At 70.8% G+C, this 24666-nt stretch carries 22 protein-coding genes; 6 read left to right on the top strand and 16 right to left on the bottom strand.

Annotated elements, in window-relative coordinates:
• Positions 1-71 precede the first annotated feature (71 nt).
• Positions 72-704, top strand: coding sequence for a maleylpyruvate isomerase family mycothiol-dependent enzyme (locus tag ON19_RS08305; RefSeq protein WP_043688706.1), 633 nt, complete (start codon positions 72-74; stop codon positions 702-704).
• A 155-nt stretch (positions 705-859) separates the two neighbouring features.
• Here ON19_RS08305 and ON19_RS08300 read toward each other — a convergent pair whose 3' ends face one another.
• Positions 860-1855 (bottom strand): helix-turn-helix transcriptional regulator, encoded by a 996-nt coding sequence (locus ON19_RS08300; protein WP_218006386.1) that lies wholly within the window; start codon positions 1853-1855, stop codon positions 860-862.
• 68 nt (positions 1856-1923) lie between these two features.
• On the opposite strand from ON19_RS08300, the gene ON19_RS08295 reads away from it, so the two are divergent.
• Positions 1924-2514: a DinB family protein gene (locus ON19_RS08295; RefSeq protein WP_043688704.1), complete on the top strand. Its 591-nt coding sequence runs from the start codon at positions 1924-1926 to the stop codon at positions 2512-2514.
• Positions 2511-2972: a VOC family protein gene (locus ON19_RS08290; protein ID WP_043688703.1), complete on the top strand. Its 462-nt coding sequence runs from the start codon at positions 2511-2513 to the stop codon at positions 2970-2972. Before ON19_RS08295 ends, ON19_RS08290 begins: the two co-directional genes overlap by 4 nt.
• Before the next feature lie 106 nt (positions 2973-3078).
• On the opposite strand, the gene holA is transcribed toward ON19_RS08290, so the two are convergent.
• The 15 genes from holA to ON19_RS08215 form a co-directional block, all read right to left on the bottom strand.
• Positions 3079-4050 (bottom strand): DNA polymerase III subunit delta, encoded by a 972-nt coding sequence (gene holA, locus ON19_RS08285; RefSeq protein ID WP_043688702.1) that lies wholly within the window; start codon positions 4048-4050, stop codon positions 3079-3081.
• Between the two features lie 253 nt (positions 4051-4303).
• Positions 4304-6928, bottom strand: coding sequence for a ComEC/Rec2 family competence protein (locus tag ON19_RS38775; RefSeq protein ID WP_227954418.1), 2625 nt, complete (start codon positions 6926-6928; stop codon positions 4304-4306).
• A 161-nt stretch (positions 6929-7089) separates the two neighbouring features.
• On the bottom strand, positions 7090-7980 hold the full coding sequence (locus ON19_RS40005) for a ComEA family DNA-binding protein (RefSeq protein WP_227954419.1): 891 nt from the start codon (positions 7978-7980) through the stop codon (positions 7090-7092).
• 611 nt (positions 7981-8591) lie between these two features.
• Positions 8592-9077: a GNAT family N-acetyltransferase gene (locus tag ON19_RS08270; protein ID WP_043688701.1), complete on the bottom strand. Its 486-nt coding sequence runs from the start codon at positions 9075-9077 to the stop codon at positions 8592-8594.
• Between the two features lie 82 nt (positions 9078-9159).
• A complete protein-coding gene (locus ON19_RS08265; protein ID WP_043688700.1) occupies positions 9160-10002 on the bottom strand; it encodes a DegV family protein in 843 nt (280 codons plus the stop codon).
• A 3-nt stretch (positions 10003-10005) separates the two neighbouring features.
• Positions 10006-10701: a diglucosylglycerate octanoyltransferase gene (octT, locus tag ON19_RS44490; protein WP_043688838.1), complete on the bottom strand. Its 696-nt coding sequence runs from the start codon at positions 10699-10701 to the stop codon at positions 10006-10008.
• 736 nt (positions 10702-11437) lie between these two features.
• Positions 11438-12100 (bottom strand): histidine phosphatase family protein, encoded by a 663-nt coding sequence (locus ON19_RS08255; RefSeq protein ID WP_043688837.1) that lies wholly within the window; start codon positions 12098-12100, stop codon positions 11438-11440.
• Positions 12094-12507, bottom strand: a complete 414-nt coding sequence (rsfS, locus tag ON19_RS08250) for a ribosome silencing factor (protein ID WP_043688699.1) — start codon at positions 12505-12507, stop codon at positions 12094-12096. Before rsfS ends, ON19_RS08255 begins: the two co-directional genes overlap by 7 nt.
• Before the next feature lie 28 nt (positions 12508-12535).
• Positions 12536-13177: a nicotinate-nucleotide adenylyltransferase gene (gene nadD, locus ON19_RS08245; protein WP_083899221.1), complete on the bottom strand. Its 642-nt coding sequence runs from the start codon at positions 13175-13177 to the stop codon at positions 12536-12538.
• A gap of 97 nt (positions 13178-13274) precedes the next feature.
• On the bottom strand, positions 13275-15236 hold the full coding sequence (locus ON19_RS08240; protein WP_043688697.1) for a hypothetical protein: 1962 nt from the start codon (positions 15234-15236) through the stop codon (positions 13275-13277).
• Positions 15237-15238: 2 nt separating this feature from the next.
• On the bottom strand, positions 15239-17089 hold the full coding sequence (locus tag ON19_RS08235) for an HSP90 family protein (protein ID WP_043688696.1): 1851 nt from the start codon (positions 17087-17089) through the stop codon (positions 15239-15241).
• Positions 17090-17143: 54 nt separating this feature from the next.
• The gene (locus ON19_RS08230) at positions 17144-17482 is read right to left on the bottom strand and encodes an MmcQ/YjbR family DNA-binding protein (RefSeq protein ID WP_043688695.1); all 339 of its coding nucleotides are present in this window, start codon (positions 17480-17482) and stop codon (positions 17144-17146) included.
• Positions 17483-17491: 9 nt separating this feature from the next.
• Positions 17492-18919 (bottom strand): vWA domain-containing protein, encoded by a 1428-nt coding sequence (locus tag ON19_RS08225; protein ID WP_043688694.1) that lies wholly within the window; start codon positions 18917-18919, stop codon positions 17492-17494.
• 3 nt (positions 18920-18922) lie between these two features.
• On the bottom strand, positions 18923-19804 hold the full coding sequence (locus ON19_RS08220) for an AAA family ATPase (RefSeq protein WP_043688693.1): 882 nt from the start codon (positions 19802-19804) through the stop codon (positions 18923-18925).
• Between the two features lie 90 nt (positions 19805-19894).
• On the bottom strand, positions 19895-21160 hold the full coding sequence (locus ON19_RS08215) for a glutamate-5-semialdehyde dehydrogenase (RefSeq protein ID WP_043688692.1): 1266 nt from the start codon (positions 21158-21160) through the stop codon (positions 19895-19897).
• 109 nt (positions 21161-21269) lie between these two features.
• On the opposite strand from ON19_RS08215, the gene ON19_RS08210 reads away from it, so the two are divergent.
• Genes ON19_RS08210 through ON19_RS08200 form a run of 3 tightly spaced genes read left to right on the top strand, consistent with a single transcriptional unit; the run spans position 21270 to position 24652 of the window.
• Complete coding sequence (locus tag ON19_RS08210; RefSeq protein WP_043688691.1) at positions 21270-22148, top strand: ribokinase; 879 nt, start codon at positions 21270-21272, stop codon at positions 22146-22148.
• Positions 22149-22199: 51 nt separating this feature from the next.
• Positions 22200-23570, top strand: a complete 1371-nt coding sequence (locus tag ON19_RS08205; protein WP_043688690.1) for a type I glutamate--ammonia ligase — start codon at positions 22200-22202, stop codon at positions 23568-23570.
• Positions 23558-24652: an amidohydrolase family protein gene (locus tag ON19_RS08200; protein WP_227954422.1), complete on the top strand. Its 1095-nt coding sequence runs from the start codon at positions 23558-23560 to the stop codon at positions 24650-24652. The genes ON19_RS08205 and ON19_RS08200 overlap by 13 nt, the downstream gene beginning before the upstream one ends.
• Positions 24653-24666 lie beyond the last annotated feature (14 nt).

Raw genomic sequence — 24666 nt, 5'->3', positions numbered from 1 at the left:
ACCACGGTCCGATGAATTCCGGCTCGTCACATCGTCCGTATCGGTGACTGCACCGACCGCGGAGGGTGACGATGGACCTGGACAAGATCATGATGTGGACGCGCGCCGAACGTCTCGGGGTCGCCGATTTCCTCGACGAGCTGGACGACCACGAATGGGCGGCCGACTCACTGTGTCCCGGCTGGACCGTGCACGACGTCTCGGCCCACCTCACCCTGTCCAATCGGGTCACTCTCGGGGCGACCATCGTCGGAGTCGTCCGGGCACGAGGCGACTGGAACCGGATGACCGAGCGGATGGCACGCGATCGCGCGAGCCGCTACACACCCGCAGAGTTGATCGCGCAGCTGCGCGAAGGCGCCGGATGGACTCGGCGAGCACCAGGCGCCGGGCCGCTGGATCCCCTGGTGGACACCATGATCCACGGGCAGGATATCGCCCGTCCGCTCGGGCGGCGGCGCGATATGCCCGCCGAACAGGCCGTCGTCGCGCTGGAGCATGTGCTGCGGAGCCCGTTCTACGGCAGCAAGAAGCGTCTGCGCGGCGTGCGTGTGGTGGCCACCGACGCGGAGTGGTCGGCCGGAACCGGGACGGAGGAGATCCACGGACCCCTGAGCGATCTGTTGCTCCTGGCGACCGGTCGGGCGGCCGGGCTCGCGGGGGTGACCGGGACAGGCGTCCAACGACTCGCGGAGGCGCTGTAGTCCAGCGCTCGCACCGAGCCGTGGCCGCACGCGATGTTGTCACAGCATCTTTTCGGCTCCGCCCGAGCGGCATCTTCCCTAGGGGCACGCTCTGCCCATTTCGGATCCACCATCCGCTGAGGGTCTGTCCAGGAAGTTCCGGCAATGCCCGGAGCTCAGGATTCCTCCGCCTGCGGCATCGGTGAAAGCGTCGCACCGGCCGTCCGCAGTTTCTCCGCCAAGGTGTGACAGCGCGCCGCAAGCTCCGGAGGGTCGAGTACCTCGAAGTTGTGCCCGAGCAGCAGCACGTGCATGAGCACGACGTCGAGGCTGTGGTCGGCGCCGCTGAGCACCTCGCAGTGCTCGTTGTCTCGCGACCGTACGACGGCAGCAGACGCCGGAATCTGCCTGCGCACGGTGTCGGCCGACGCGTGCACGAGAAAGCGTGCGTGGTGTGGATAGACCCGGCAGGCCACACCCTCTTGTACGTACGTCGCCGCGTCGGGCGCGGCACGCGGGCGGAAATGCCAGGTCCGAGCGGCCACATCGGTCATTCGGTCGACACGGAAGGTGCGCCAGTCGCCACGATCGAGGTCGTAGGCGAGCAGGTACCAGCGCCGGTCGGAGGCGACCAGGCGATACGGCTCGACCCGCCGCCGTCGTGTCCGGCTCCCGGACGGATAGTCGAAGCCGGCCTCGACCTCGTCGCGACAAGCTCTGGCCAGCATCATGAGCGCCTCCGCGTCGACCGGCGCGTGGCCGGTGCCGAAAGACTCCACCGAGCCGGCCAGCGCGCGCACCTCGTGCCGCAGACGAGTGGGCAGCACCCGGTCGAGTTTGGTCAGCGCCCGCAGCGCGGCGTCGCCGGCACCGGTGATCGCGCCACCCGCGCCGACGAGCAGTGCGACCGCGGTGGCGATCGCTTCCTCGTCGTCGAGCAGCAGCGGTGGCAGGTCTTGTCCCGGCCCGAGCTGGTAGCCACCGCCGACACCGTTGCTGGCCTGCACGGGATAGCCGAGCGTGCGTAGCCGCTCGACATCGCGCCGTATCGTGCGCGGCGTGACCCCGAGCCGGTCGGCGAGTTCGGGGCCGGTCCAGACCTGGCGCTGCTGTAACAGCCCGAGCAGAGTGAGCACCCGCTCGGTCGTACCCCGTTCGTCGCCGCCTGCCATATTCACCTCGCCCAGCGTGCCGGAAATAGCGGACCGATTCTGTCCGCTAGGGGTGCCAGGCTAGCGCCATGGGCACAGACGAACTCGACTGGAACCGGACACTGCGCGAGCAGTGGGAGCACCACTGGAACCATCAGCTCCGCTCGCGGCTGGACGGTCTCACCGACGACGAGTACTTCTGGTCACCGGTACCGGACGCCTGGAGCGTCCGGCCGCGCGGTGACTCCACCACACCGGTGCCGATCGGCGCCGGAGACTTCACGATCGACTACGTCTTCCCGCAGCCGGTCCCCGCGGCGTTCACCACGATCGCCTGGCGACTCGGTCACGTCATCGTCGGCGTGCTCGCCGCGCGCAACGCCGCGCACTTCGGGGCGCCCGCCGCGTCGTACGAGACCTGGGAATACGCCGGCAGCGCGGCCACCGCACTCGACCAGCTCGAAAACCAGCTCGACATCTGGCTGGCCGGCGTGCGCGGCCTCGGCGACGCCGGGCTGCGGGCGCCGATCGGCGCGCAGGAACCCTTTCCCGAATTGCCCATGGCCGACCTGGTGCTACACATTCACCGCGAACTGATCCACCACCTGTCCGAGGTCTGTCTGCTGCGCGACCTCTACCTGCACACCCGACTCGCCACGAACGGAAGAGCAACCCGATGAGCCGTCACATCCAGATCACCTTCGACGCCCACGACCCGCGAGCACTGTCGACCTTCTGGCGCGACGCACTGGGCTACGTCCATCCAGGCCCACCCGGCGTCGACCTGCCCGCCGACGCCGACCCTCTGGCCGCATGGGAGGAGTTCCTCGCCCGTGTCGGTGTACCGCCCGAGCAGCGCAATACCAGATCGGCCATCGAGGACCCGGACGGGCACGGCCCGCGACTGTTCTTCCAGCAGGTGCCGGAGGACAAAGTCGCCAAGAATCGCGTCCACCTCGACGTCAGGGCGGCTCCCGGACTACAGGGAGAAGAACGGATGGCGGCCCTGGAGGCCGAGTGCGATCGGCTCGTCGGGCTGGGAGCGACACGGGTACGCCGCCATGAGCCCTCGCCCCCTCTGGACGCCGGCCATATCGTGATGACCGACCCTGAGGGCAATGAGTTCTGCCTGGACTGACCCCGCGGTCACCCAATGAGCAAAACCCTTCGCACGTGGGTGCCCGCTGGCTCGATGAACCGTTCGACGAGGCGGGCAGGTCGGCGCGGACCGACGAGATCGGTGCTCAGCCCGCGCCGTGCAGGTCCAGGATCTGGGTGAGGGCGTGTTCCAGCGCGTAACCGGCGTCGGCGGCGCCGCCCTTCACGTCGGCGTTGAGGGTCGCGACCACCTGGAGGGCGGAGCCGATGGTCGCCGGGGTCCAGCCGCGGGCCTGTGCCTGCGCCTTCTTCACCTTCCACGGCGGCATGCCGAGTTGCTGGGCCAGCTTGAACGGGTCGCCGCGCCCGGCCGAGCCGACGCGCGCGATGGTGTGCACCGAGTCGGCGAGCGCGTCGGCGAGCAAGACGTGCGGAACGCCGCGGTCGTTCGCCCAGCGCAGCGCCTCCATCGCCCCGGGGCGATCCCCCGCCACCGCGAGTTCGGCCACGTCGAACCCGGAGACCTCGGCCTTGCCCGAGTAGTACCGGCGCACGGCCGCCACGTCGATCTTGCCGCCGGTGTCGGCGGCCAGCTGCCCACACGCCGCGGCCAGCTCACGCAGGTCCGAGCCCACCGTCTCCAGCACCACCTGGACGACCTCGCCGGTCACCCGCACTCCGGCGGTGCGGAACTCACCGCGCACGAACTCGACGCGCTCGGCGGCCTTGGTCAGTTTGGCGCACTCGTGCGTGACCGCCCCGGCTTTCTGCAAGGCCGGTGCCAGCGCTTTGGCTCGTCCGCCGCCGGAGTGCAGAACGACCAGCACCACACCTTCGGGCGGGCTCTGCGCCGCCTCGGTGATCACCGCGACCGCGTCTTTGCCCGCCTCGGCCGCAGAGTCGAGGATGATCACCCGGTCCTCGGCGAACAGCGACGGGCTCAGCAACTCCGCCAGCTCGGCGGTACTCGCGTCACCCGCGCGCAAGCGATCGACCGGCACCGCGTCCGGATCCGGCGCCAACGCCCGCACCTGCGCGGTCAGCGCCGCCAGCGCCCGCTCGATCAGCAGTTCTTCTTCCCCCAGTACCAAGTGCACCGGCGCGGGACGCTCGCTCACGACAGCGTCTCCTCGATGCCGGAGGGCGTCGCGCCCGAAGGCTCTGCCGCATTGCTCCACTCGTCGCGCTCGTCCACAGGCCGATCCTACGGTCACGGACCGACACCTACCGCGACCACCGAGCACGCGCGGATCGATCAATGAGACCGGCCGAACGCGAGCACATGCCGGCTGCTCTGGCGAAGATCCGGGTGCGGCGAGCGAAATGATCGGCACGGCGACCGGATCCGCGGAGCAGTCCCGACCCGCGCGGTCACCGTGCACTCGTCACGCGCAGGTGTGGCCCGCCACCGATGACCGCGATATCGCCTCGCCGATCCGTCCGGGCCACCGTCGCGCCGAGAGCGGACAGGTCTGCGAGAACGGCAGGGTGTGGGTGTCCGAATGTATTGCCGACGCCCACACTGACCAGCACCAGGCGAGGGCGCACCGCCTCGAGGAATTCCCTTGTGGTGGTGCGTGATCCGTGGTGCGGCAGTTTGAGGACGTCGGCCTGGATGGGAATTCCGGCGCGCATGAGCGCTCGCTGGCCGTCGGCCTCGATGTCACCGGTGAGCAGAATTCGGCCTGCGGGCGTGCGGGCGGTGACGACGATCGAGCGGTCGTTGGCGTCTTCGGTTTCGGCGCCCCGGACCGGCCGCGGCCCGTTCCTGGACGGCGCGAGCACCTCGAGTTCGACCGAACCGAAACTCAGGACGTGTCCGGCCGACAATTCCAGCAGCGGCACTTGCGCCCTCTTGGCGACGGCCACGATCTGAGCCGGCCCAGAGACTGGGACGCGCGCGTCGTCGAACGACCCTGCGGCCTGTCCGCTCTCCGGTTCGGCTGCGCCGCAGCTTGTCCGAACCCGGCCGGGTGGGCGAACAAGGCGAATACGGCTGTCTGCCGACACCCCCGGTAATCCCGCCGAACCGATCAGAGGATCGGCGCGGGTGATCAGCGCGTGCCCCTTCCCGACTTCGGCGTGCCCGTTGGCATCCGCGGCCGGCACGGAACCGCAGCCGCCGTCCGCCGCGGGAGACGGCTGCGTGTGTTCGGGCCGGACAGGCCCCGCAAGCCCGTCGAGTTCGTGGATGCCGACGGCTATCGCGTCGACCGCACGGCCGTGCAGTGCACCGGTGAGTCCCCCGATGTGGTCGGCGTGCGGATGGGTGAGGATCAGCAGCGGGACGCGTGAGATACGCAGCCGGTCCAAACAGGTGCGCATCGGGCGCGGGTCGGGTCCTACGTCGATGACGACGGCGGCGCCGGGGCCCACCGCCAAGGCGAGGCCGTCGCCTTGGCCCACGTCGCACGCGGCGAGGACCCAGCCGTCCGGCGGCCAGCCCGGGTGCCAGAGCCGCACCGGGACCAGTACCGCCGCGATACCGAGCGCCACCGCCGCGGCGATGCGTCGCACGGCTCGTACACGCAACGCCGCGATCGCGACCACTACCAGTACGCTCGCGCCCAGCCCGCCGGCGAGACCACCCGGGACCGCGACGGCCGCGCCGGGCACCGCGGCCGCGTATTCGGCCACCCAGAGCAACCACCACAGTGGTGGAGCCGCGCAGCGCAGAACCAAGTCGGCCAGCGGTGACCACAGACACGCCAGCACCGCACCGCCCGCTCCGATGACGGTGATCGGGGCGATGACCGGGGCTACGAGCACATTCGCGAGCACCGCGACCAGACTGAGCCGCCCGGTGAGCGCGATCATGATCGGGGTGGTGACCACGAACGCCCCCGCGGACACCGCGACTATCTCCGCGGGCATGCGCCACCATCCTTTAGCGCGCAACCAATCGGCCCAGCTCGGCGCCAGCAGGATCAGGCCGCCCGTCGCGACGACCGACAGCGCGAATCCCGCGTCGACGGCGAGTCCGGGCCACAGGGCCAGCAGCGCGATGATCGCCGCGCACAGCGCGGGTAGCGCCTGTTTCCGCCGACCGGTGAGCACGGCCAGCAGGGTGATCGCGCCCATCGCAGCGGCGCGCAGCACACTCGGGTCCGGCCGCGCGAGGACGACGAACATGAGCAGCGCCGCGGCGGCGACGGCCGCGGCGGCGCGCGGACCGAGCGTCAGCAGCCGCACGAGAAACAGCACGACGGACAGCAGGATGGTGAAATTCGCCCCGCTCACCACGGTCAGGTGTTGCAGCCCGGCGACCTCGAAGTCGGCGCGCACTTCGTCGGACAGCGCGGAGGTGTCGCCGACGACGAGCGCGGGCAACAGACCTGCGGAGCCTGGCGGAAGTGCCCGCGCGGCCGCCGCCGCGAAATCGGCGCGTACCGAATTCGCGACGCGCTGCCACCAGGGCAGCGGCCCGGCGACGCCGGGCGCTCCCTGCGCATGGAGCGTCACGACGGTGAGATCGGGTCGGCGCGGCTGATCCACCCGGGCCCGGAACTCGACCGGCCTGCCCGGTGAGAGGTCGGCCCACTCCGGCCCGGTGGCCAGGACGACTACCGCTCCACCGGCTCGTACCGTCACGCCGCCGCGCCGGTACTCCCGCAGATCCGCCCGGACCACCCATAGCCGCTCGGCCCCGGAAACCTTGGCGCGCACCGGCTTCGGATCGTCCGAGGGGGTGACGACCACCCGGAGTGACTGCCCCGTCACCGCGCGGAGCGGATGCGTCGCCACTCGATGTTCCCGCCATGCCGCCGCGGCCGCGAACCCCGCACCGAGCACCACGGCCGCGAGCGCCACCACCGCTACCGCTCGCCTGCGTTCTCGACGGTGCGCGATTGCGCACAACAGCAGGACCCACAACCCGATAGCCGCGATCGTCGCCATGGCGGCCACCAGCACCCCGGCCCGCCACCCCGCCGTCAGCGCCAGAATGGTCGCGCCCCAGCAGCACAACGCGGCGGGTAGCAGGCGAGCGTCCAGCACCTGTGCGATGCCGGGTTCCGCCGCCGCAACGCCCTCCGTCGAACTCCGGAGAGGCTCGGCACCGCCCGCCTCCGCAGCTCGAACAGCCCCGCCGCCGCCCACCGAGGATCCCGCACGCGATCCCAGCGCCCGGCGAACCGAATCGCCCGAGCCGCCCGCGGTCATACCCGCACCAGATCACGCAACCGGGCCAGGCGGGCCGGGCCGATGCCGTCGACCTCGCCGAGTTGCTCGACGGAGGTGAAACGCCCATTGCTCGTTCGCCAGCTGATGATGGCGCGGGCGGTGACCGGCCCGACACCGGGAAGGGCATCGAGTTCGGCCTCGGAGGCCGTATTGAGGTCGACCCGGCCCGCTGGGACCGACGGACGACCCGTTGTGGCAGCGGACCCGGACGGTGGACGCCCGCCCGCACCGATCGTGCTGCTGCCCTGCTGCGGCGCACCGGCGCTCGGCACGGCCGGACCGACCAGCACCTGGTCGCCGTCGGCCAATCGCTGGGCCAGATTCAGGCCACTGGTGTCGGCGCCTTCGCTCGGGCCGCCCGCCGCGGCGAGGGCGTCGGCGACACGCGAGCCATCCGGAAGCCGGACCAGACCGGTGCGCTGGACCAGGCCGACCACGCTGACGACCAGTTCGGTCACCGGCGGGCCGGGGGCCACACGCTCCTGCGGAGTTGCAGGACCACCGACCGCGCTCGCCGACACAGCCGCACCGGAGGTTTCCAGCGCGACGGTTTGCCGGACCGGCAACGGCGGCACCGAGTGGGCGATCGGGCGCTCGCGGAACACGATCACCCCGGCGATCACCATCGCGGCGAACCCGACGAACGCCAGCGTGCGCACCCCGCGACGGCCCGGATCGATCCGCATGCCCCGGAACCGTTCGGGCACAAGGCGTTGCCGCCGCCCCGGCTCCTCCAGCCAGCCGGGAGACCGCACACGACCGACATCGTCGTCGTCCTCCCGGCCCGGAGCCGGGGCGCCGGGCAGCCGCGAGAGCTCCCACTTTCCCGCTTCGCCCGAACTGTCCTCGGGCTGTGGTTCACCCACCTGCGCAGCGCCATCGGCGAAGCCGCTTTCGCGTGCCGATCGGCGGCCATCTTCGTCCTCGGATCCGGGTGCACGAATGTCCACCCCCGTCTCGGCGTTCCGGGATGCGGGCCATGCTTCTCCGGTCCCGGTAGCGCGTCGAAGGACACGCGGCGTGCTGCTCGTCTTCGATCCGGATTCCGCCGACCGCGACGGACTTTCGTCGGGTACCGACGGTGGTGCGACCAGGGCCGGCTGGCCCGTACGTGACATGGCGGCTCGGCCGGGATCCCCGAGCCGCGTCCTATCCGGTTGCCCGGTCCGGCGCCCGAGCTGGCCCCTCGGAGATCGCGCCGCCTCCCACTCGGACGGTCCGCGCTCGGCCGCCCCCGGCTCGGCCGCCCCGGTGCCCACACCGGCCGTCCTGCTCGCGCCGACCCGGGCGGTCAGCTCACCCAATCGCCGTCGTACCCGCTCGCGTTCGTCCTGTCCTGACATGGCGGCGACGGTAGTGCCGCCGCACGGTGAAGAATCCGGACCGACCAGCCGATTCGACGAACCTGTTGATAACCGCGGCGCTGTGCACAACTCCTACTCGACCGGTCGGCGACTCGGACGATCAGGAGATCGGCTCAGCCCAGATCTTTCGCGAAGCAGTTCGACAGCGGCAGAACCTCATACGGCGAGAAGATCGGGATCCGCTGGTAGCCGCTGCGTTCGTAGAACCGTACGGCTTCCGGTTGCAGGTGCCCGGTTTGCAGGATCAACCGAGGGCGTCCGGCCGCGCGGGCGGCATCCTCGGCGGCGGCGAGCAGCGACGCCGCCGCGGCCGAGCCGCGGTGCGCGGGGCGGACGAACATTCGTTTCACTTCGAGGTCCGCCGCGTTCCACCGCATCGCGGCGTGGCCCACCGGCCCGTCCGAGTACGCCACGAAGGTGCTGTGCACGGTGGGCGGATCGACGGCGTTCGGGTTGGTGGGCAGCTGCCGCGCCAGGTCGGCGTAGCGCGGACCGACCTCGGCAGCCATCTCCGCGCGCAACGTCACCGCGTCCGGATGTTCCCAGTCGACCGAGGTCACGGTCAGCGGCGGACGAACCGGCGGCCCCGACACACTCATGCCCCGACGCTAACCGCGCGTCCGGCGGCACGCTCGCATTCGAATCACCAAGATTGTTCTCCCAGCGCCGGTTCGGCAGCGCTCAGTGGCAGCCGCCCGGGACGACGAGCACGCCGAGCGCTCCCAATCCGAGGTGCACCGCGAGCGCAGGCCCGAATTCGGCGACGATGAGTTCTCTGATGCCGGGAACGAGTTCACGCAGCTGATCCGCGATGGAATGGGCGGCGTCCTCTGCGCCGAGGTGTTGCACGGCCACCGCGGCGCCGTCCTCGCCGGCCGCGTCGACCGCCGCGGCAACGAGTTTCGCGTACGCCTTGGACCGCGTGCGGACCTTCTCGCGCAGTTCCAGCCGCCCTTCGACAAGGTGCAGCAGCGGCTTGGTGACCAGCTCGCTGCCGAAGAACGTCGCCGCCGACGACAGCCTGCCACCGCGGCGCAACTGCTCGGTGCGATTGACCAGGATGAACGTGCGGGCGCGCGCCGCGGCGGCGACCGCCGCGTCGTAGACGACCTCCAGCGGCGCCCCGGTCCTGGCCCGCCTCGCGGCCGCCAGCGCGGGCAGCCCGGTGGCCAGCCCGGCCCCCAGCGAGTCGACCAGCCGGACCCGGTCGGCGGCGTCCATGTCCCGCACGGCTTGGCGACCGGCCTCCCACGTCCCGGACAGCCGGCGGGAAAGATGCACCGCGACCACGCCGTCGCCGCCGCTGCGTTCCCATGCCTGCTCGTAGACCTCGCGCAACTCGCCGGGCGAGGGGGCGGAGGTAGTCACGGTGTCGGAGGCATAGTCGATGTCGACGGGGTCCACGCCTTCCCGCATCGCTCGGTCGCCGACCAGGACGTGCAGCGGGACGACGGCGATATCCAGTTCGTCGAGGTGTTCGGTAGGGAGACCGGCGGACGAATCGGTGACGACCACGACTGCCACGGACTACCGAACCTCCTGCAGGGTCTTGACCATCGCGTTGGCCACCGCCGTGTGGCCGTCCCAGCCCCAGTGGATACCGTCCGGATTCGCCGCACCGGAGAAGATGTTGTCGCGCACCGCTTCACCCAGGTCGACCAGCGGCACCGAGGTCCGCCCCGACCAGGCGCGCATTGCCTCGACCGCCCGCGGGCGCCCGGAGTGCACCCGACCGTAGGCCGCGCAGTCGTGCACCGACGGCAACACCGCGACAACGGGCAGGTCGGGGCGCAACTGCGCCAGCGCGGTGCGGGACTGTTCCAGGTAGTCGACGCTCACCTTGGGCGGAAGCGCCACGGGCCTACCGAGTTTCGACAGCTTCGGCTGCAACCAGTTGTAGGTGGCGCGGACAACTCGGCGCAGGGCGGGCGGGCGCACATAGCGGATCAGTTCGCGCAGCGCGGTCGGCAGCGGCGAGGGCAGCGTGTCCATGCCGCCGACGGCGAAGACCACCGCACCCGCGCGCGGCACCGCCGCCCACACCCGGGGATCGCCGATCAGCGCCCAGTAGGCGTCGCGGCAGGTCCAGCCGATCCGCGCGACCAGCTCGACGTCCCAATCCAGTTCGGCGGCCACCAGATTCGGCCAGATTCGCGGATCGTCCGCGGGCAGTCCGCCCTTGGGCCCGAAATAGGAGAGGGAGTCTGCGATCACCAGCAGCACCGGGCGCGCGGCCTCCTCCGCTCCGGCAGGGTCGTCACCTGCCGCGGATTCCGCAGCGGCAGCGGCCGACTCGGTTCGAGCGAGTTCGGCTTCTCCGGACTCGACAGGTCCGGTCGCCACTGTGGCGGGCTCTACTGCCGCGACGGTCGGTACGGGCGATGCGGCGATCGCGTCTGCTGAAGACCCGTCCGCCGCCGAGGCAACGGATTCGTCGAGCGCTGCGGCGAACTCCTCCGCCGTAGCGACCGATTCAGCTACCGCGGACCCGCCCGCCACCACAGCCGATTCATCGAGCACTACTGCGGACCCGTCCGCCGCCGAGGCAACCGATTCGTCGAGCGCTGCGGCGAACTCCTCTGCCGTAGCAACCGATTCAGCTACCGCGGATTCGCCCGCCGCCGCAATCGATGCATCGAACGCTTCCGCCGACTCGGCGATCGGTCCCGGGGTGTCAGTGTCGACCGGCGATGTGGCGCCGCCGACGTGGACCTGCGGCTCCGCCTCGGTGGCGATGTCCGCGGCGACCTCGGCGGATCCGTCGTCCTCCGCGTCGGATTCCTCGGCCGGGTCGGACGACCCGCCGGACTCCGCGACCGCGCGCGGGGACGCGTCGGGCGTACCCTCGGGTTCGCGGGCCGCCGGCGACGGGCCGCCGAACAACGCGTCCGGCAACTGCCGCTCGGCTTTCGCCGACACCTTACGGAACAGTTCGTCCGGGACCGATCTGATCGGCTCGTCAGAGGACATCCGGTGCTACCTTCGCCAACGCGTTCCACACATCCAGACGCCAGCCGGGCTGTTCGATGCTCGGACCGTGACTGCTGAGCTGCACCCAGCTGGTGTTGGCCAGTCCTCCGAGGATGGGCCAGTTCTGCGGCGGCAGGTCGAGCAGCGCGGCCGTGAGGGCGGCGATCAGCCCGCCGTGCGCCACCAGGATGATAGTCCGGCCGGGCCAGTCCTGCCGCCCGACCAGCAACTCCTGCACCACCGGCAGCGACCGCGCGCCGACCTCGAGCTTGCTCTCGCCATTGGGCGGGGTGTACTTCGCGTCCAGCCGCCACGCCATGCGCGCGCCCGGGTAGTCGGCGTCGACCTCCAGGTGGGTCAGGCCCTCCCAGTCGCCGAGGTTGGTCTCCCGCAACCTGACGTCGGGAACGACGGTGAGCCCGGTGTGCTCGGCCAGAGCCGTCGCGGTGTCGAAGGCCCGGCGCAGGTCCGAGGAGTGGATGGCGATGGCGTTGCGCGAAACCAGCTCGCGCGCGGCCTCTTTGGCCTGCCTGCGACCGAGTTCGGTGAGATCGGTGTCGATCTGGCCTTGCATGCGGTCGGTGGCGTTCCATTCGGTTTGCCCGTGGCGCAACAGGATCAGGGTGCGCACGCCGGCGTGTCTGCTCACGATCGCGCCTCGTCCTCCGTCGCCGCGGCGCGCGTCTGTGGCGCGGCCCCGGTGATGCCTGCGACCGGCACGACGGGGCAGTCCTTCCACAACCGTTCCAGCGCATAGAAATTGCGCTCGTCGTTGTGCTGGATGTGCACGACCACGTCGACGTAGTCCAGCAGCGCCCAGCGGCCTTCGCGGGTGCCCTCGCGCCGGACCGGCTTGTGCCCGGCCGCGCGCAGCTTCTCCTCGACGTTGTCGACGATGGCGTTGACCTGACGTTCGTTGGGCGCGGACGCGATCACGAAGCAGTCGGTGATCACCAGCTGCTCGGACACGTCGAGCACCACCACGTCGGATGCCAGCTTCTCGTCCGCGGCCCGCGCGGCCACCTGCGCGATCTCCACCGACTCGACCGACGCGGTCATCCCCGCACCTCGCTGTGCTCGCTCACGCTCAGCTACCTTCCGCTGCTCCGGGCACATACAGGTGCCGCTTCGATATGTACTGCACCACGCCGTCCGGGACGAGGTACCACACCGGCCGGTTCTCGGCGGCGCGGCGACGGCATTCGCTCGACGAGATCGCCAGTGCCGGGATCTCGATCATGGTCACCGCATCGGACGGAAGATCCCGCAGATACTCCTCGAGATGATCGGTGTTCAGCTCGTACCCCGGACGGCTCACCCCGACGAACTTCGCCAGTTCGAACAGTTCCGCCCAATCCTGCCATGTGAGGATGCTGGCCAATGCGTCCGCACCGGTGATGAAGTACAGCTCGGCGCCGGGATGCTGCGATCGCATCTCCCGCAGGGTGTCGACGGTGTAGGTGACCTTGCCACGGTCGATGTCCGCGCGGCTCACCGAGAACCGGGGATTTGACGCGGTCGCTATGACGGTCATCAGGTACCGATCCTCGGCCGGGCTGACCTGCTTGTGCGATTTCTGCCACGGCTGTCCGGTCGGGACGAAGATCACTTCGTCCAGGTCGAACCGGTGGGCGACCTCGCTGGCGGCGACCAGGTGCCCATGGTGGATGGGGTCGAACGTGCCGCCCATCACACCGAGCTTGCGGCCGCGCCGACCTCTCTCGTGCATGACTGCCGAGCTTAACGGGTGACGTGCGGCCCGCACGGGCCGGTAAGCGAGGCGGGCGCCGAACTGGTGACGCCCGCCCGCACTCCGACCGCTGCGTTCAGGCGCTGGTCTCGGTGACGCCGCCGATCTCCAGCATGCGGGCCAGCTGATCGCGGGTGTGCGCGAGCTCCTCGGCCGCCTCGGCCGACCGGTCGGCCAGCGCGGCCAGTTCGGCGGTCAGCGCCCGCATCGACGGGAGCCAGCGTCCGGAATCAGCTCCACCGGACACCTGGAGCCAGGCAGCCGACCGCAGGCAGCGCGCCCGCGCCGCCACCTCACCCAGCCGGGCCGACAGCTCGGCCGCCCGGTGATAGGCCGCCACCGCCTCCTGGTCCTGCCCGCAGTACTCGAGCGCGGTGGCGGCCGACCAGGCGAGGTCGGCGTGCAGATCGGTGCGCTCCGGGACGTGCTCGACCAGCCGCGCCCCTTCGAGGAACTGGTGCGCGGCCTCGCGGTGCCGGTCCAGCGCGAGCAGCGACCGGCCGAACTGCGCGCGGACCGCCGCCAGTTCACCGGACGGATACGGCAGGGCACCGCTGACCAGCGCTTGCTCGAACAATGCGACCGCCTCGCCGTGGCGCTCGGCGCGGTGGAACGCGCGCGCGGCCACCACGGTGTGATGCAGCACGTCCGGTTCGGACAGCCCTTCCCAGCGTGCGGCGGCGCGCACCGCGGCGTCGGCCAGATCGAGTTCGCGGTCGGGCTGACCGGCCACGGCGATGACCAGCTGCGCAGCCAGCCGGGCGGCCTCCTCGCCGGCCAGCACCGGCGTACCGAGCGCCAGCGCTTCGCGCAGATACGCTTCCGCCTCCTCGGGCGTATCGGCCAGCCGAGCGGCGCCGAGTTCGGACAGCCTGCGCACCTCCGCGGCCCGGTCGCCGGAGAAGTCGTCGGCTGCCGCGACCGCGTCCGGACCGCTTCCGGCGCGGGGCAGGGTGCTGCGCACACCGAGCGGCAACCGGTCGAGCAGCGGCGGGGCGGCGAGCCGTGCGGCGGTGCGCAGGCTCACCGCGTTGTTGCCGTTGCGGGCGTCGTAGCGCGCGCACAGCGCGCCGATCTCGACCTCGAGGTCCGCACGCACCGATTCCACCGTCCCGTCCGCCAAGGGAAGCTCGCCCAGCCGCAGGGTGACCAACTTGCGCAACAGCACGCACGCGCCGGTCGCGAACGAGAGCCGCGCGCCCGCGTCGGCGCCGGGATCGGTGAGCCAGCTCGCGTGTTCGGCGAGGATCTCCAACCCGCGCGCCTCGTTGCCGGTCAGCGCGCAGAATTCCATATGCAGCGCCACCGAGGGACGCAGGTCCTCGGTGTGCCGGACCAAGGGGTACCCGGTCAGGTGCGCGCCGCGCGCGGCGGCGACGCGACCGGTGCGCACCAGCGGGAGCAGTGCCGCGGCGAGCACGCGGTGCGGTTCTTCGGCGCAGGTGCGCTCGCCGTCGAGGACCGGTCGCCAGTGCGCCAGCCCGGCTTCGTCGTCGCCCAGATACACGCTCGTCACGCCCCATTCGCTGCGCTCACAGGCCTCGCAGTCGGACATGCTGTCGCGCGCGGCGGCCATCGCCGCCTCCAGCCACGTGGCGGCAGCCGCGGTGTCACCGATCTTGCGGGCGAGTTCGGAGCGCAGCGCCAGCACCGGGCGCGGACTGTAGCCGCGCTGGCGATATCGGCTCTCCAGCTCGCCGAACCAGCGGTCGATCGTGTCCAACGGGATCGACGGGTTGTCGATCATCCCCCAGGTCATCCATTTCAGGTACCAGTGCACCGAATACGTCATCGACCCCAGTTCGGCGGGGTGATCGTCGTAGATGCGCAGCAACCTGCCATAGGCGACGGGCACCAGATCGCGTTCGCCCGCATAGGTGTAGGACTTCGCCAGCTCCAGCAACACCCTGCCTTCGAGCGCGCGGTCCGGTCCCGCTTTGGCGGCCGCGGCCAGGGTTTCCAAACGCGCGGTCCGCGTCCGGCCGTGCGGCAGCGCGCAGACCTGCGCCAGCGTCGCGCCGATCTCGGTGGCGTCCATGCTCACTCCGTCTCTTCGCCGCGGCCCGCGGCGCGTTGTGTGGCCCAGCCGAGGAATTCGCCGAAGGCGCGGTTGAGCAATGCCGTGTCGGCCGCGCTCAGCGGACGATGCGTCATCAGCAGGGCTTGCCCGTACAGCGATTCCACGGCCGTCTTCAGCAAGCCCGGGTCGCCGATGCGGGCCAGTCTGCGCACGATCGGGCTGTGGTGGTTGAGCACGAGCTGGGCACGTGGCGTGGTGACGGCCAGGGCGCCCAGGATCTCGGTCCACAGTTCGTCGGCGCCCTCGGCGGTCTGCGCCCTGGCGCGTTCGTTGCGGGCGGCGCGGCCGTCGAGGTAGAGCGCGGGCACCGAGACCGGATGGAAAGCGCGCAGGATCACGTCGCAGGACAGCGGGTCGAGCGTGGTGCGCGCCACCGCGAGCACCGGGGCCAGCGCCAGTTCCTCGCCGGGGTCGACCGGGTCGAGCGCCGCGGTGATCGCGTCGGCGTCCAGTTCCACCACCTCGACGCCGGCCAGCAACCGGGGCAGCTGCGCGACCAGCTCGCGGTCGTAGGCGTAGCCGCCGTTGACCACGCCGATCCCCTGCGCGGCGGCGGTCGCGGCCACCTGGCGGAACTCCTCCACCGTCGCGGTCACCCGCACGGTGCGGTGACCGCGGGCGAATTCGGTGAGCGGAACCCGGCCATCGGTGGTCTCGAAGTGCAAGTGCGGCAACATGATCCGCAGCAGGTCGAGAGAATGCGAGGCCAGGGCCTTCACTCCGAGGGCGTGCACGGACAGGAACGCGGCCAGTCGCTGCGGCTGTTCGGCGGCGATCTCGGTGAGCCAGTCCCGGATCCGGTCACCGAGCACCTCCCGGACCACGGCGAGCCGCTCGTCCTCGTAGAGCCCTTCCCGCGACGCGGTGGGACGCAGCATGTCGGTGTCGAGCACACAGCGCACGAAGAACGCCCAGTCCGGCAGCACGCCGCGCACCGCGTCGCCCAGCAGCATCCCTTTGAGGTACACCCGATGCGCACTGCTCTCGGACGGATTCCCCGGCTGGGACAGCACGTACGCCACGCCGCTGACTCCGGCCGGGCCGGCATCGAGGTCGATCACGTCGAGCGGAGGGAAGCCCAGCGTCCGCTGACCGTACTCGAGCAGCGCGGCCCTGCGCTCGCCCGGTGTCGGATACTCGCGACGCCAGACCGGAACGCCTTCGGTGACCGTCGTGACGACATCGTCCGCGTCCACCGTCACCGCATAGGGCAGCAGCGACCCGAACTCGCGCGCCAGATCGATCACCCGCTGGGGCTGGAACCACGCCTGCGCTCCCCGGCGCGGAGCCAGCAACACCGTGGTGCCCGGCTCCGGGTGCTCCCCCGGGTCGAGCGAGCGCACCGAGTACGTGCCGTCGGCGGCGGCCAGCCACTCGACGGGCGGTGCGGTCGGGTCGGTGGCCGATCTGGTGACCACCCGGATGGTCTCGGCGACGGTGAAACAAGCCAGCAGTCCGATCCCGAACTGCCCGAGGAACTCGCGTCGTGCGCCTTCGATGTCGTCGCGCTTGGCGGAACGGCCGATGGTGGCGAGGAACCGGTGGACGTCGGCCTCGGTCAAGCCGACACCGGGATCGCTGAGCCGCAGGCCGGACCCGTCCACGGTGAGCCGGATCGCGGTGGGCGCCCCCGGGTCCAGCAAGGTGCGCGCGGTGACCGCGTCGACGGCATTCTGCAACAGCTCGCGTAGATAGACCCGCGGGCTCGAGTAGAGGTGATGCGAGAGCAGATCGACTATCCCGCGCAGGTCGACCTGGAACGAATAGTTGTTGTGCGCCGCCGCCGGATCGTGCGGCGTTCTGTTCACCATGGCTGCCGATCTTGTCGGCTCCCGCCAAAGGTTCGCTTAACGAAGGCTTTCGCCTCAGGTGGGGCGTTCGGATTTCGGCAGTTTGCTCACGACGGCGTCGTAGGAGAGATCTACCAGCTCGTACAGTTCGTTATCCGGGACGGCGCCTGCGAGCTGGACGACGTTCCAGCCGTATCGGCCGATGTAGGCCGACGCCGCCACGTCGTGCGGGTACACCTGGACCAGTTCGTCGGCCTCCTCGCGGGACCGTCCGCATTTGAGGCCGACCGATGTGGCGCCGAGGAAAGCGAAGATCTTGTCGCCGACCTTGGCGACGACGTCGCCCTCCCACGGCTCGTCCTGCCAGGCGCCCGGCTTGGCCAGGCAGTAGCTCAGCAGCGCGGTGTCGTCCATGCTCGTCTCCTACACCGGCAGCAGCCGGGACACGACCGCGGTGAGCTGTTTCGCCGAGCGGCATTCGTGCATTTCGATGACATCGCCGTACTTGTCCGCGGCGGAGTCGCCGGAGCCCCACTGGTCCCGCCGTTCCGGATTGAGCCAGTGCGCGTGCTTGGCGACCTCGACCAGCGACCGGAGGGTGGCCAGTCGCGGGTCGCGATAGTTCGTGCGCGCGTCGCCGAGGATCAGCAGCGAAGTGCGGCTGGTAACGGCATCCGGGAAGTCCCTGGCGAATCCGGCCAGCGCGTGGCCGTAGTCGGAGTGCCCGTCCGGGCCCGCGACGTCGGCCTCGGTGAAGATCCTGGTCATCGCCTCTTCGAGGTGGGTGTGCGGATCGAAGAACCGGGTCACCTCGTCGACCTGGTCGACGAACGCGAAGATCCGTACCCGGGAGAACTGCTCGCGCAGCGCGCTCACCAGCAGCAGCGTGAAATTGCTGAAACCGGCCACCGAGCCGGAGACGTCGCACAGCAGCACCAGATCCGGACGGCCGGGGCGCGGCTTACGGTTCACCAGGTCGATCGGCACGCCGCCGGTCGACATGGATTTGCGCAGGGTGCGGCGCAAGTCGATTTCGCCGCGGCGGGCGTGCCTGCGTCGCGCGGCCAAGCGCGCGGCCAGGATGCGGGCCAGCCGCTGGACACCGCGTTTGAGCTCGGCGAGTTCGGCCTGGGACGCACGCAGGAAGTCGACCTCTTCGGCCTGCCGGGCGACGCTGTAGCTCGCCACCCGCTCGCGGCCGAATCGTTCGGCGGCCCGCCGCCTGGTCTCCGCCTCGACGGAGGCCGTGAAACCGGCGATCCGCTGCCGCGCCGCGCGGCGGGCGATCTCCATGTCGAAATCGCTGGTATCGGGTCCGAGGGACAGTCCGGCGAGAATCTTCGCCAACAAGGTTTGCGGCTGCACCTCTTTCAGCGTTTTGTATGCCGAGAACGACGAGCCGCCTGCGGATTGATAGCGGCCGAGCCGCTCGACCAGTTGCGCGGCCAGCGCCTCCAGCTGCTGGGTCGCCGCCTCCTGCGTGAGCAGTTCCGCGAGCAGCTCGCGCAGCGCCGGGATGTCGACATCACCGGTAGGCGTGCGGGGGATCTCGATCTCGTCCTCGGCCGCCGTGCGTTCTCCGAGCGCGACCGGGAACCACAGGTCGAACAGCCCGTCGAAGATCGCGCGGTGGGTGGTGCGCCGCAGCAGGGCGCAGGCCAGACCCTCACGCAGGACCTCGCGGTCCATCAGGTCGAGCACGGTCATCACGCGGCCCGCGTCCACCGTCTCCGAAGGCCCGACCGGTATCCCGCGCGCTCGCAGCGCCTCCACGAAGCCGACCAGATGCCCGGGCAGCCCGTGCGGCGCGCTCAGCGGTGCGGCATCCGCAGGAACCGATCCCGCCGCCATGGCTCAGGCCAGCTTCAGTTCGGCCAGCGCCCGCTGATGGTCGCTCCGGTGTTTGAGCACGACACCGAGGGTGGCGCGCACGGTGGTGTCGTCCAGGTCGCGCAGGCCGAGAGCGAGCAGCGTGCGGCCCCAGTCGATCGATTCCGCGACCGAGGGCAGCTTCTTCAACTGCATGCCGCGCAGCACGTGCACGATCCGCACCAGCTGGGCGGCGACCGCGGCGGACAGCTCGGGCACCCGGCTGGCCAGGATGCGCCGCTCCAGTTCCTCGTCCGGGAAGTCCAGGTGCAGGTAGAGGCAGCGACGCTTGAGTGCCTCGGACAGCTCGCGGGTGGCGTTCGAGGTGAGCACGACGAAGGGCTTGCGGCTGGCGGTGATGGTGCCCAGTTCCGGCACGGTCACCGCGAAATCACTGAGCACCTCGAGCAGCAGTCCCTCGATCTCGACGTCGGCCTTGTCGGTCTCGTCGATCAGCAACACCGTGGGATCGGTGCGCCGGATCGCGGTCAGCAGCGGGCGCGACAATAAAAACTCTTCGGTGAAGACGTCGGCCTTCGTCTCCTGCCAGTCGTTCTCGCTGGAAGCCTGGATGCGCAGGATCTGCTTGGCGTGGTTCCACTCGTACAGCGCGCGGGCCTCGTCGACGCCCTCGTAGCACTGCAATCGCACCAGTTCGGCGCCCGAGGTCTGCGCGACCGCGCGCGCGAGTTCGGTCTTGCCCACTCCGGCCGGTCCCTCGATGAGCAGCGGCTTGCCCAACCGGTCGGCGAGGAACACCGAAGTGGCGGTGGCCTTGTCCGCCAGGTAGCCCGTGCTCGCCAATCGCTCGATCACGTCTTCCACCGACGAGAAGACCGGTTCCTGACCCGTACTGTCCGACACCACCGAGCACCTTCCTTCCGAACCACTCCCCACGCTACGGCAGCGCGGCGCCCGCGCCGACTCGGCGGCGGTCGCGACCGCGTCCCGCACGGGTCAGACCGGACGAACCTGGCCTTCGCCCCAGACGATCCACTTCGTGGAGGTCAGTTCCGGCAGGGCCATCGGGCCGCGCGCGTGCAGCTTCTGGGTGGAGATGCCGATCTCGGCGCCGAAGCCGAACTGCTCGCCGTCGGTGAACGCGGTGGAGGCGTTCACCATCACGGCGGCGGCGTCGACGCGGCTGGTGAACTCGCGCGCCGCGGCGAGGTCGCCGGTGACGATGGCTTCGGTATGGCCGGTGCCCCAGGTGTTGATGTGCTCTACCGCCGCATCCAGGTCGTCGACCACTTTGAGCGCGATGTCCAGGGTGAGGTACTCCTCGCCCCAGTCCCCGTCGGTGGCCGGGACCTGGCCGGGCAGGTCGCCGTGGATGGTCACGCCGTGCTTCTCCAGCGCCTCGGTCAGCCGCGGCAGCGCGGTGTCGGCGAGCGCGGCGTCGATCAGGACGGTCTCGGCCGCGTTGCACACGCTGGGACGGCGGGTCTTGGCGTTGATCAGGATCTGCTCGGCCATGTCCAGATCCGCGGCGGCGTGCACGTAGACGTGGCAGTTGCCGGTGCCGGTCTCGATGGTGGGCACCTGGGCGTCGCGGACCACCGCGTTGATCAACCCGGCGCCACCGCGCGGAATGACCACGTCGACCAAGCCGCGGGCCTGGATCAGATGGGTGACGCTGGAGCGGTCCTCGCTGGGCAGCAGTTGCACGGCGTCGGCCGGGATGCCCTGCGCGGTAAGCGATTCCCGCAGGACGACGACGAGCGCGGCATTGGACCGGGCGGCCGAGGACGAGCCGCGCAGCAGGGCCGCGTTACCGGACTTGAGCGCGAGACCGAACGCGTCGACGGTGACGTTGGGCCGGGCCTCGTACACCATGCCGACCACGCCGAGCGGGACGCGCACCTGCTTGATCTCCAGGCCGTTCGGCAGGGTCGAACCGCGGACCACCACACCGACCGGGTCGGGCAGCCCCGCCACCTGCCGCAATCCGGACGCGATGCCGTCGATGCGGGCCTTGGTCAGCCGCAGGCGATCCAGCAGCGACTCCTCGGTGCCCGCCGCCTGCGCCGCGGCGATGTCCTCGGCGTTGGCGGCGAGGATCCGGTCGGCGGCGGTCAGCAGCGCGTCGGCGGCGGCGTGCAGGGCGTCGTTCTTCTGCGCGGTCGTCAGCTGGGCCAGCACCCGCGACGCGACCCTCGCCTTGCGCGCGGCCTCGTGCACCGCCTCACGAACATCAGGTTGGGCGGTCGTTCCTACCGTCATGCGCTACAGCCTACGCATCCGGTCCGGCGGCGATTCCACCCGCTGGGCGGCCCGGCGACGCCGTGCGGGTGCGTGCGCGAGGCAGGTCCGGCGACTACCGTCCGGCGGTATGACGGCCGAATCGGACGCTCCCGCGATCGTGGTGCTCGGCAGCATCAACATGGACTTGGTGACCACGACCGGACGCAGGCCCGATCCAGGGGAAACAGTGCTGGGCACCGGCTTCGCCATGGTGCCGGGCGGGAAAGGGGCCAATCAAGCCGTCGCGGCGCAGCGCGCGGGTGGCGAGGTGCGTTTTCTCGGAGCGATCGGCACCGACGTCTTCGCCGCCGAACTGCGCAGGACGCTCACCGATGCCGCGGTGTCGACCGACCGGCTGCGCACCGTCGCCGGGCCGAGCGGCGTCGCCACGATCGTGGTCGACGGTGACGGCGAGAACAGCATCATCGTCGTCGGCGGCGCCAACGCGCGGATGACCGGCCTGACCGAGCACGACCTGGCGGCCATCGCGGCGGCCGACATCCTGTTGTGCCAGTTGGAGATTCCGGTCGACACGGTCGCCGCTGCGGCGCACCACGCCAGGGCCAACGGGACGACGGTCGTGCTGAATCCCTCGCCGGTCCGCCATCTGCCCGCCGAGCTGTGGGCCGATGTCGATGTGGCCGTGGTGAATTCGGGCGAGGCCGAGCGATTGGGCGCCGACCTCGATCCGGTTGCGCACCTGGTGGTCACCCGTGGCGCGGCCGGCGCGGACTATCGCGGACCCGCCGGTGCGCGCCTGTCGCGGCCCAGTCCACAAGTGGACGTCGTGGACACCACCGGGGCGGGCGACGCTTTCACCGGCGCGCTGGCAGCGGCCTGGCATCGCGGTCCGGAATGGGCGCTGACCTGGGCCTGCGCTGCCGGAGCGCTGGCGACGACCAGGCTGGGTGCGAGCAGTTCGATCCCCACCCGCGAAGAGATCACCGCCGCGCTGGCCGCCGAGTAGCGCCGCGCGCCGACCCGGCTGCCGGTGCGTCCGAGCCGATATCGTGGGGGCATGGCCACCACGCCGGATCGCATTCCCGCCGACGGCGACACCGCCCTGATCGACAAGCTGGACGCGGCCATGGTCGCGCTGAGCTTCGTGGACAACGCGGGCATCACGCGGGTGAAGGCGGTGCCCAAGCAACGGCTGGACCTCGCGTCCTGGTACGGCGTCGGGGTGTCCCCGTGCTTCGAGACCTTCGCCTTCGACGACCTGATGGCGGTCGGGCGCTATCTCGGTGGCCCCGACGGGGATCTGCGGCTGATCCCCGATCTGACCATGCTGACCGAACTGGCCTGCCAGCCCGGCTGGGCGTGGGCGCCGACCGACAAGTACACCCAGGACGGCACCCGTTTCGCCGCCTGCCAGCGCCATTTCGCGGCGCGCCAGGCCGAGGCGGCGCAGGCGGCCGGACTGGGGTTGTCCATGGCATTCGAGACCGAGTGGTCCGTGGGCCGGGCCGACGACACCGACGGCTTCACCCCCGCGATCCACGGCCCGGCCTACGGCATGGTGCGGCTCGGCCAGGTCGCCGAGTACGCCGCGGACCTGGTCGCGGTGCTGGAACGGCAGGGCATCACCGTCAACCAGTTCCATCCGGAATACGCACTCGGCCAACTGGAATTGTCGGTCGAGCCGTCCGAGCCGGTCACCGCCGCGGACCAGGCGGTGCTGGTCCGGCACACGATCCGTCAGGTGAGCGCGCGGCACGGCTGGCGCGCACTGCTGGCGCCGTGCATCGAACCCGGCGGCACCGGCTCCGGCGCGCATCTGCACCTGTCGGTGCACGACGAGCAAGGACCGCTGTTCGCCCACGGTGACGGTCCGCACGGGATGCGCCGGACCGGCGAAGCATTCCTCGCCGGGATATTGCGGGAACTCCCCGCGCTGGTCGCGGTCGGCGCGGGCAATCCGGCGAGCTTCCTGCGGCTGGCGCCCTCGCGCTGGGCCGGTGTGTGGCAGTGCTGGGGTCGCGAGACCAGAGAGGCCGCGCTGCGCTTCATCACCGGAGTGCGCGGCACCGAGGGCTGGGCGGCCAACGCCGAGATCAAGTGCTTCGACGCGACCGGAAATCCGTACCTGATCGTCGGCTCGGTGCTCGCGGCCGGACTCGCCGGTGTGGCCGAACAGCTGCGCCTGCCCACCGAAATCACCGGGGACCCGGTGACTTTCGACGCCGAAGCGCTCATGATGTCGGGTGTGCGCCGACTGCCGACCACACCGACCGAAGCCGCCGATCAACTCGCCGCGTCCCGGGTGCTCGCCGCCGCGATGGGCGCCGAGCTGCACGACGCGCTGCTCACGGTGCGGCGCGCGGAAGCCGAGCGATATGCCGAGGCGAGCACCGACGAGCTCGTCGCGCTCACGCGTTGGCGGTTCTGACCGTGCTCACCGACGGTGTTCCGCTCACCGACCACCACTGCCACGGTGTCGACACCGAGGGACTGGACCGTCCCGGCTTCGAGCGCTTGCTCGGCGAAGGCGCCCAGGGAAGTTTCGATTCCGCGCTCGGGCTCGCGGTGCGCCGGTGGTGCGCCCCGGCGCTGGACCTGCCCGCCCACGTGAGCCCGGACGTCTACCTCCGTCATCGCGCCCGGCTCGGCGCGCGCGAGGTCGCCGCGCGGCTGCTGCGCGCGTCCGGTGTGACCCGATGGTTCCTGGATACCGGGATCGGCGGCGGCACAGCCGAGTTCGCCCGGCTGGTGGACGGCGAGGTGCGTGAGATCGTCCGGCTGGAGGAGGTGGCCGAGCGAGTCGTGGCGCAGGTCGGCGCGGTCTCCGGGGTCTACGAGCGGATCGAGGCGGAGCTGCGGGCGCGGGCCGCCCATGCCGTGGGGCTGAAGACGATCGTCGCCTATCGGTGCGGTCTGGATTTCCCGCTGCGCGACCATCCGCCGACCAGTTTCGCGCCCGAGCACCGGCTCACCGATCCGCAGGTACTCGGCTGGCTGGTAAGCCTCGGCGCACGGATCGGCGCCGAGTTCGGCATCCCCTTGCAATTCCACACCGGGTTCGGCGACCCCGATCTGCGGCTGCGGCGCGGCGACCCGGCGCTGCTCACCGACTTCCTGCGCCGGACGGCGGGCACCGGCCTCTCGGTATCGCTGCTGCACTGCTGGCCCTTCCATCGCCACGCCGCCTACCTCACGCACGTCTTCGACCACGTCCATCTGGATCTCGGCCTCACCATCCCGTATGTCGGACAGCGCGCGGGCGCCGTGCTCGCCGAGACGCTGGAACTCGCCCCGTTCCGGGCGCTGCTCTACTCCTCGGACGGTTACGGGCTTCCGGAGCTGCACTACCTCGGTGCCCTGCTCTGGCGGCGCGGGCTCGGCAAGCTGATCGACGAGTGGATCGCCGACGACGCGATCACGACGGCCGACGCCGAAGGCCTGGTCGGCGCCATCGCCCACGGCAATGCCGAGCGCGTCTACCGCGCTCGGCTCGCCCCGGCCACCCGCTGACATCCGGGCATTCC

The organism is Nocardia abscessus NBRC 100374, from assembly GCF_000308455.1.
GTDB lineage: Bacteria > Actinomycetota > Actinomycetes > Mycobacteriales > Mycobacteriaceae > Nocardia > Nocardia abscessus.
Note: the sequence above shows the minus strand (reverse complement) of the source record. Positions and strands in the feature narration are given on the sequence as shown.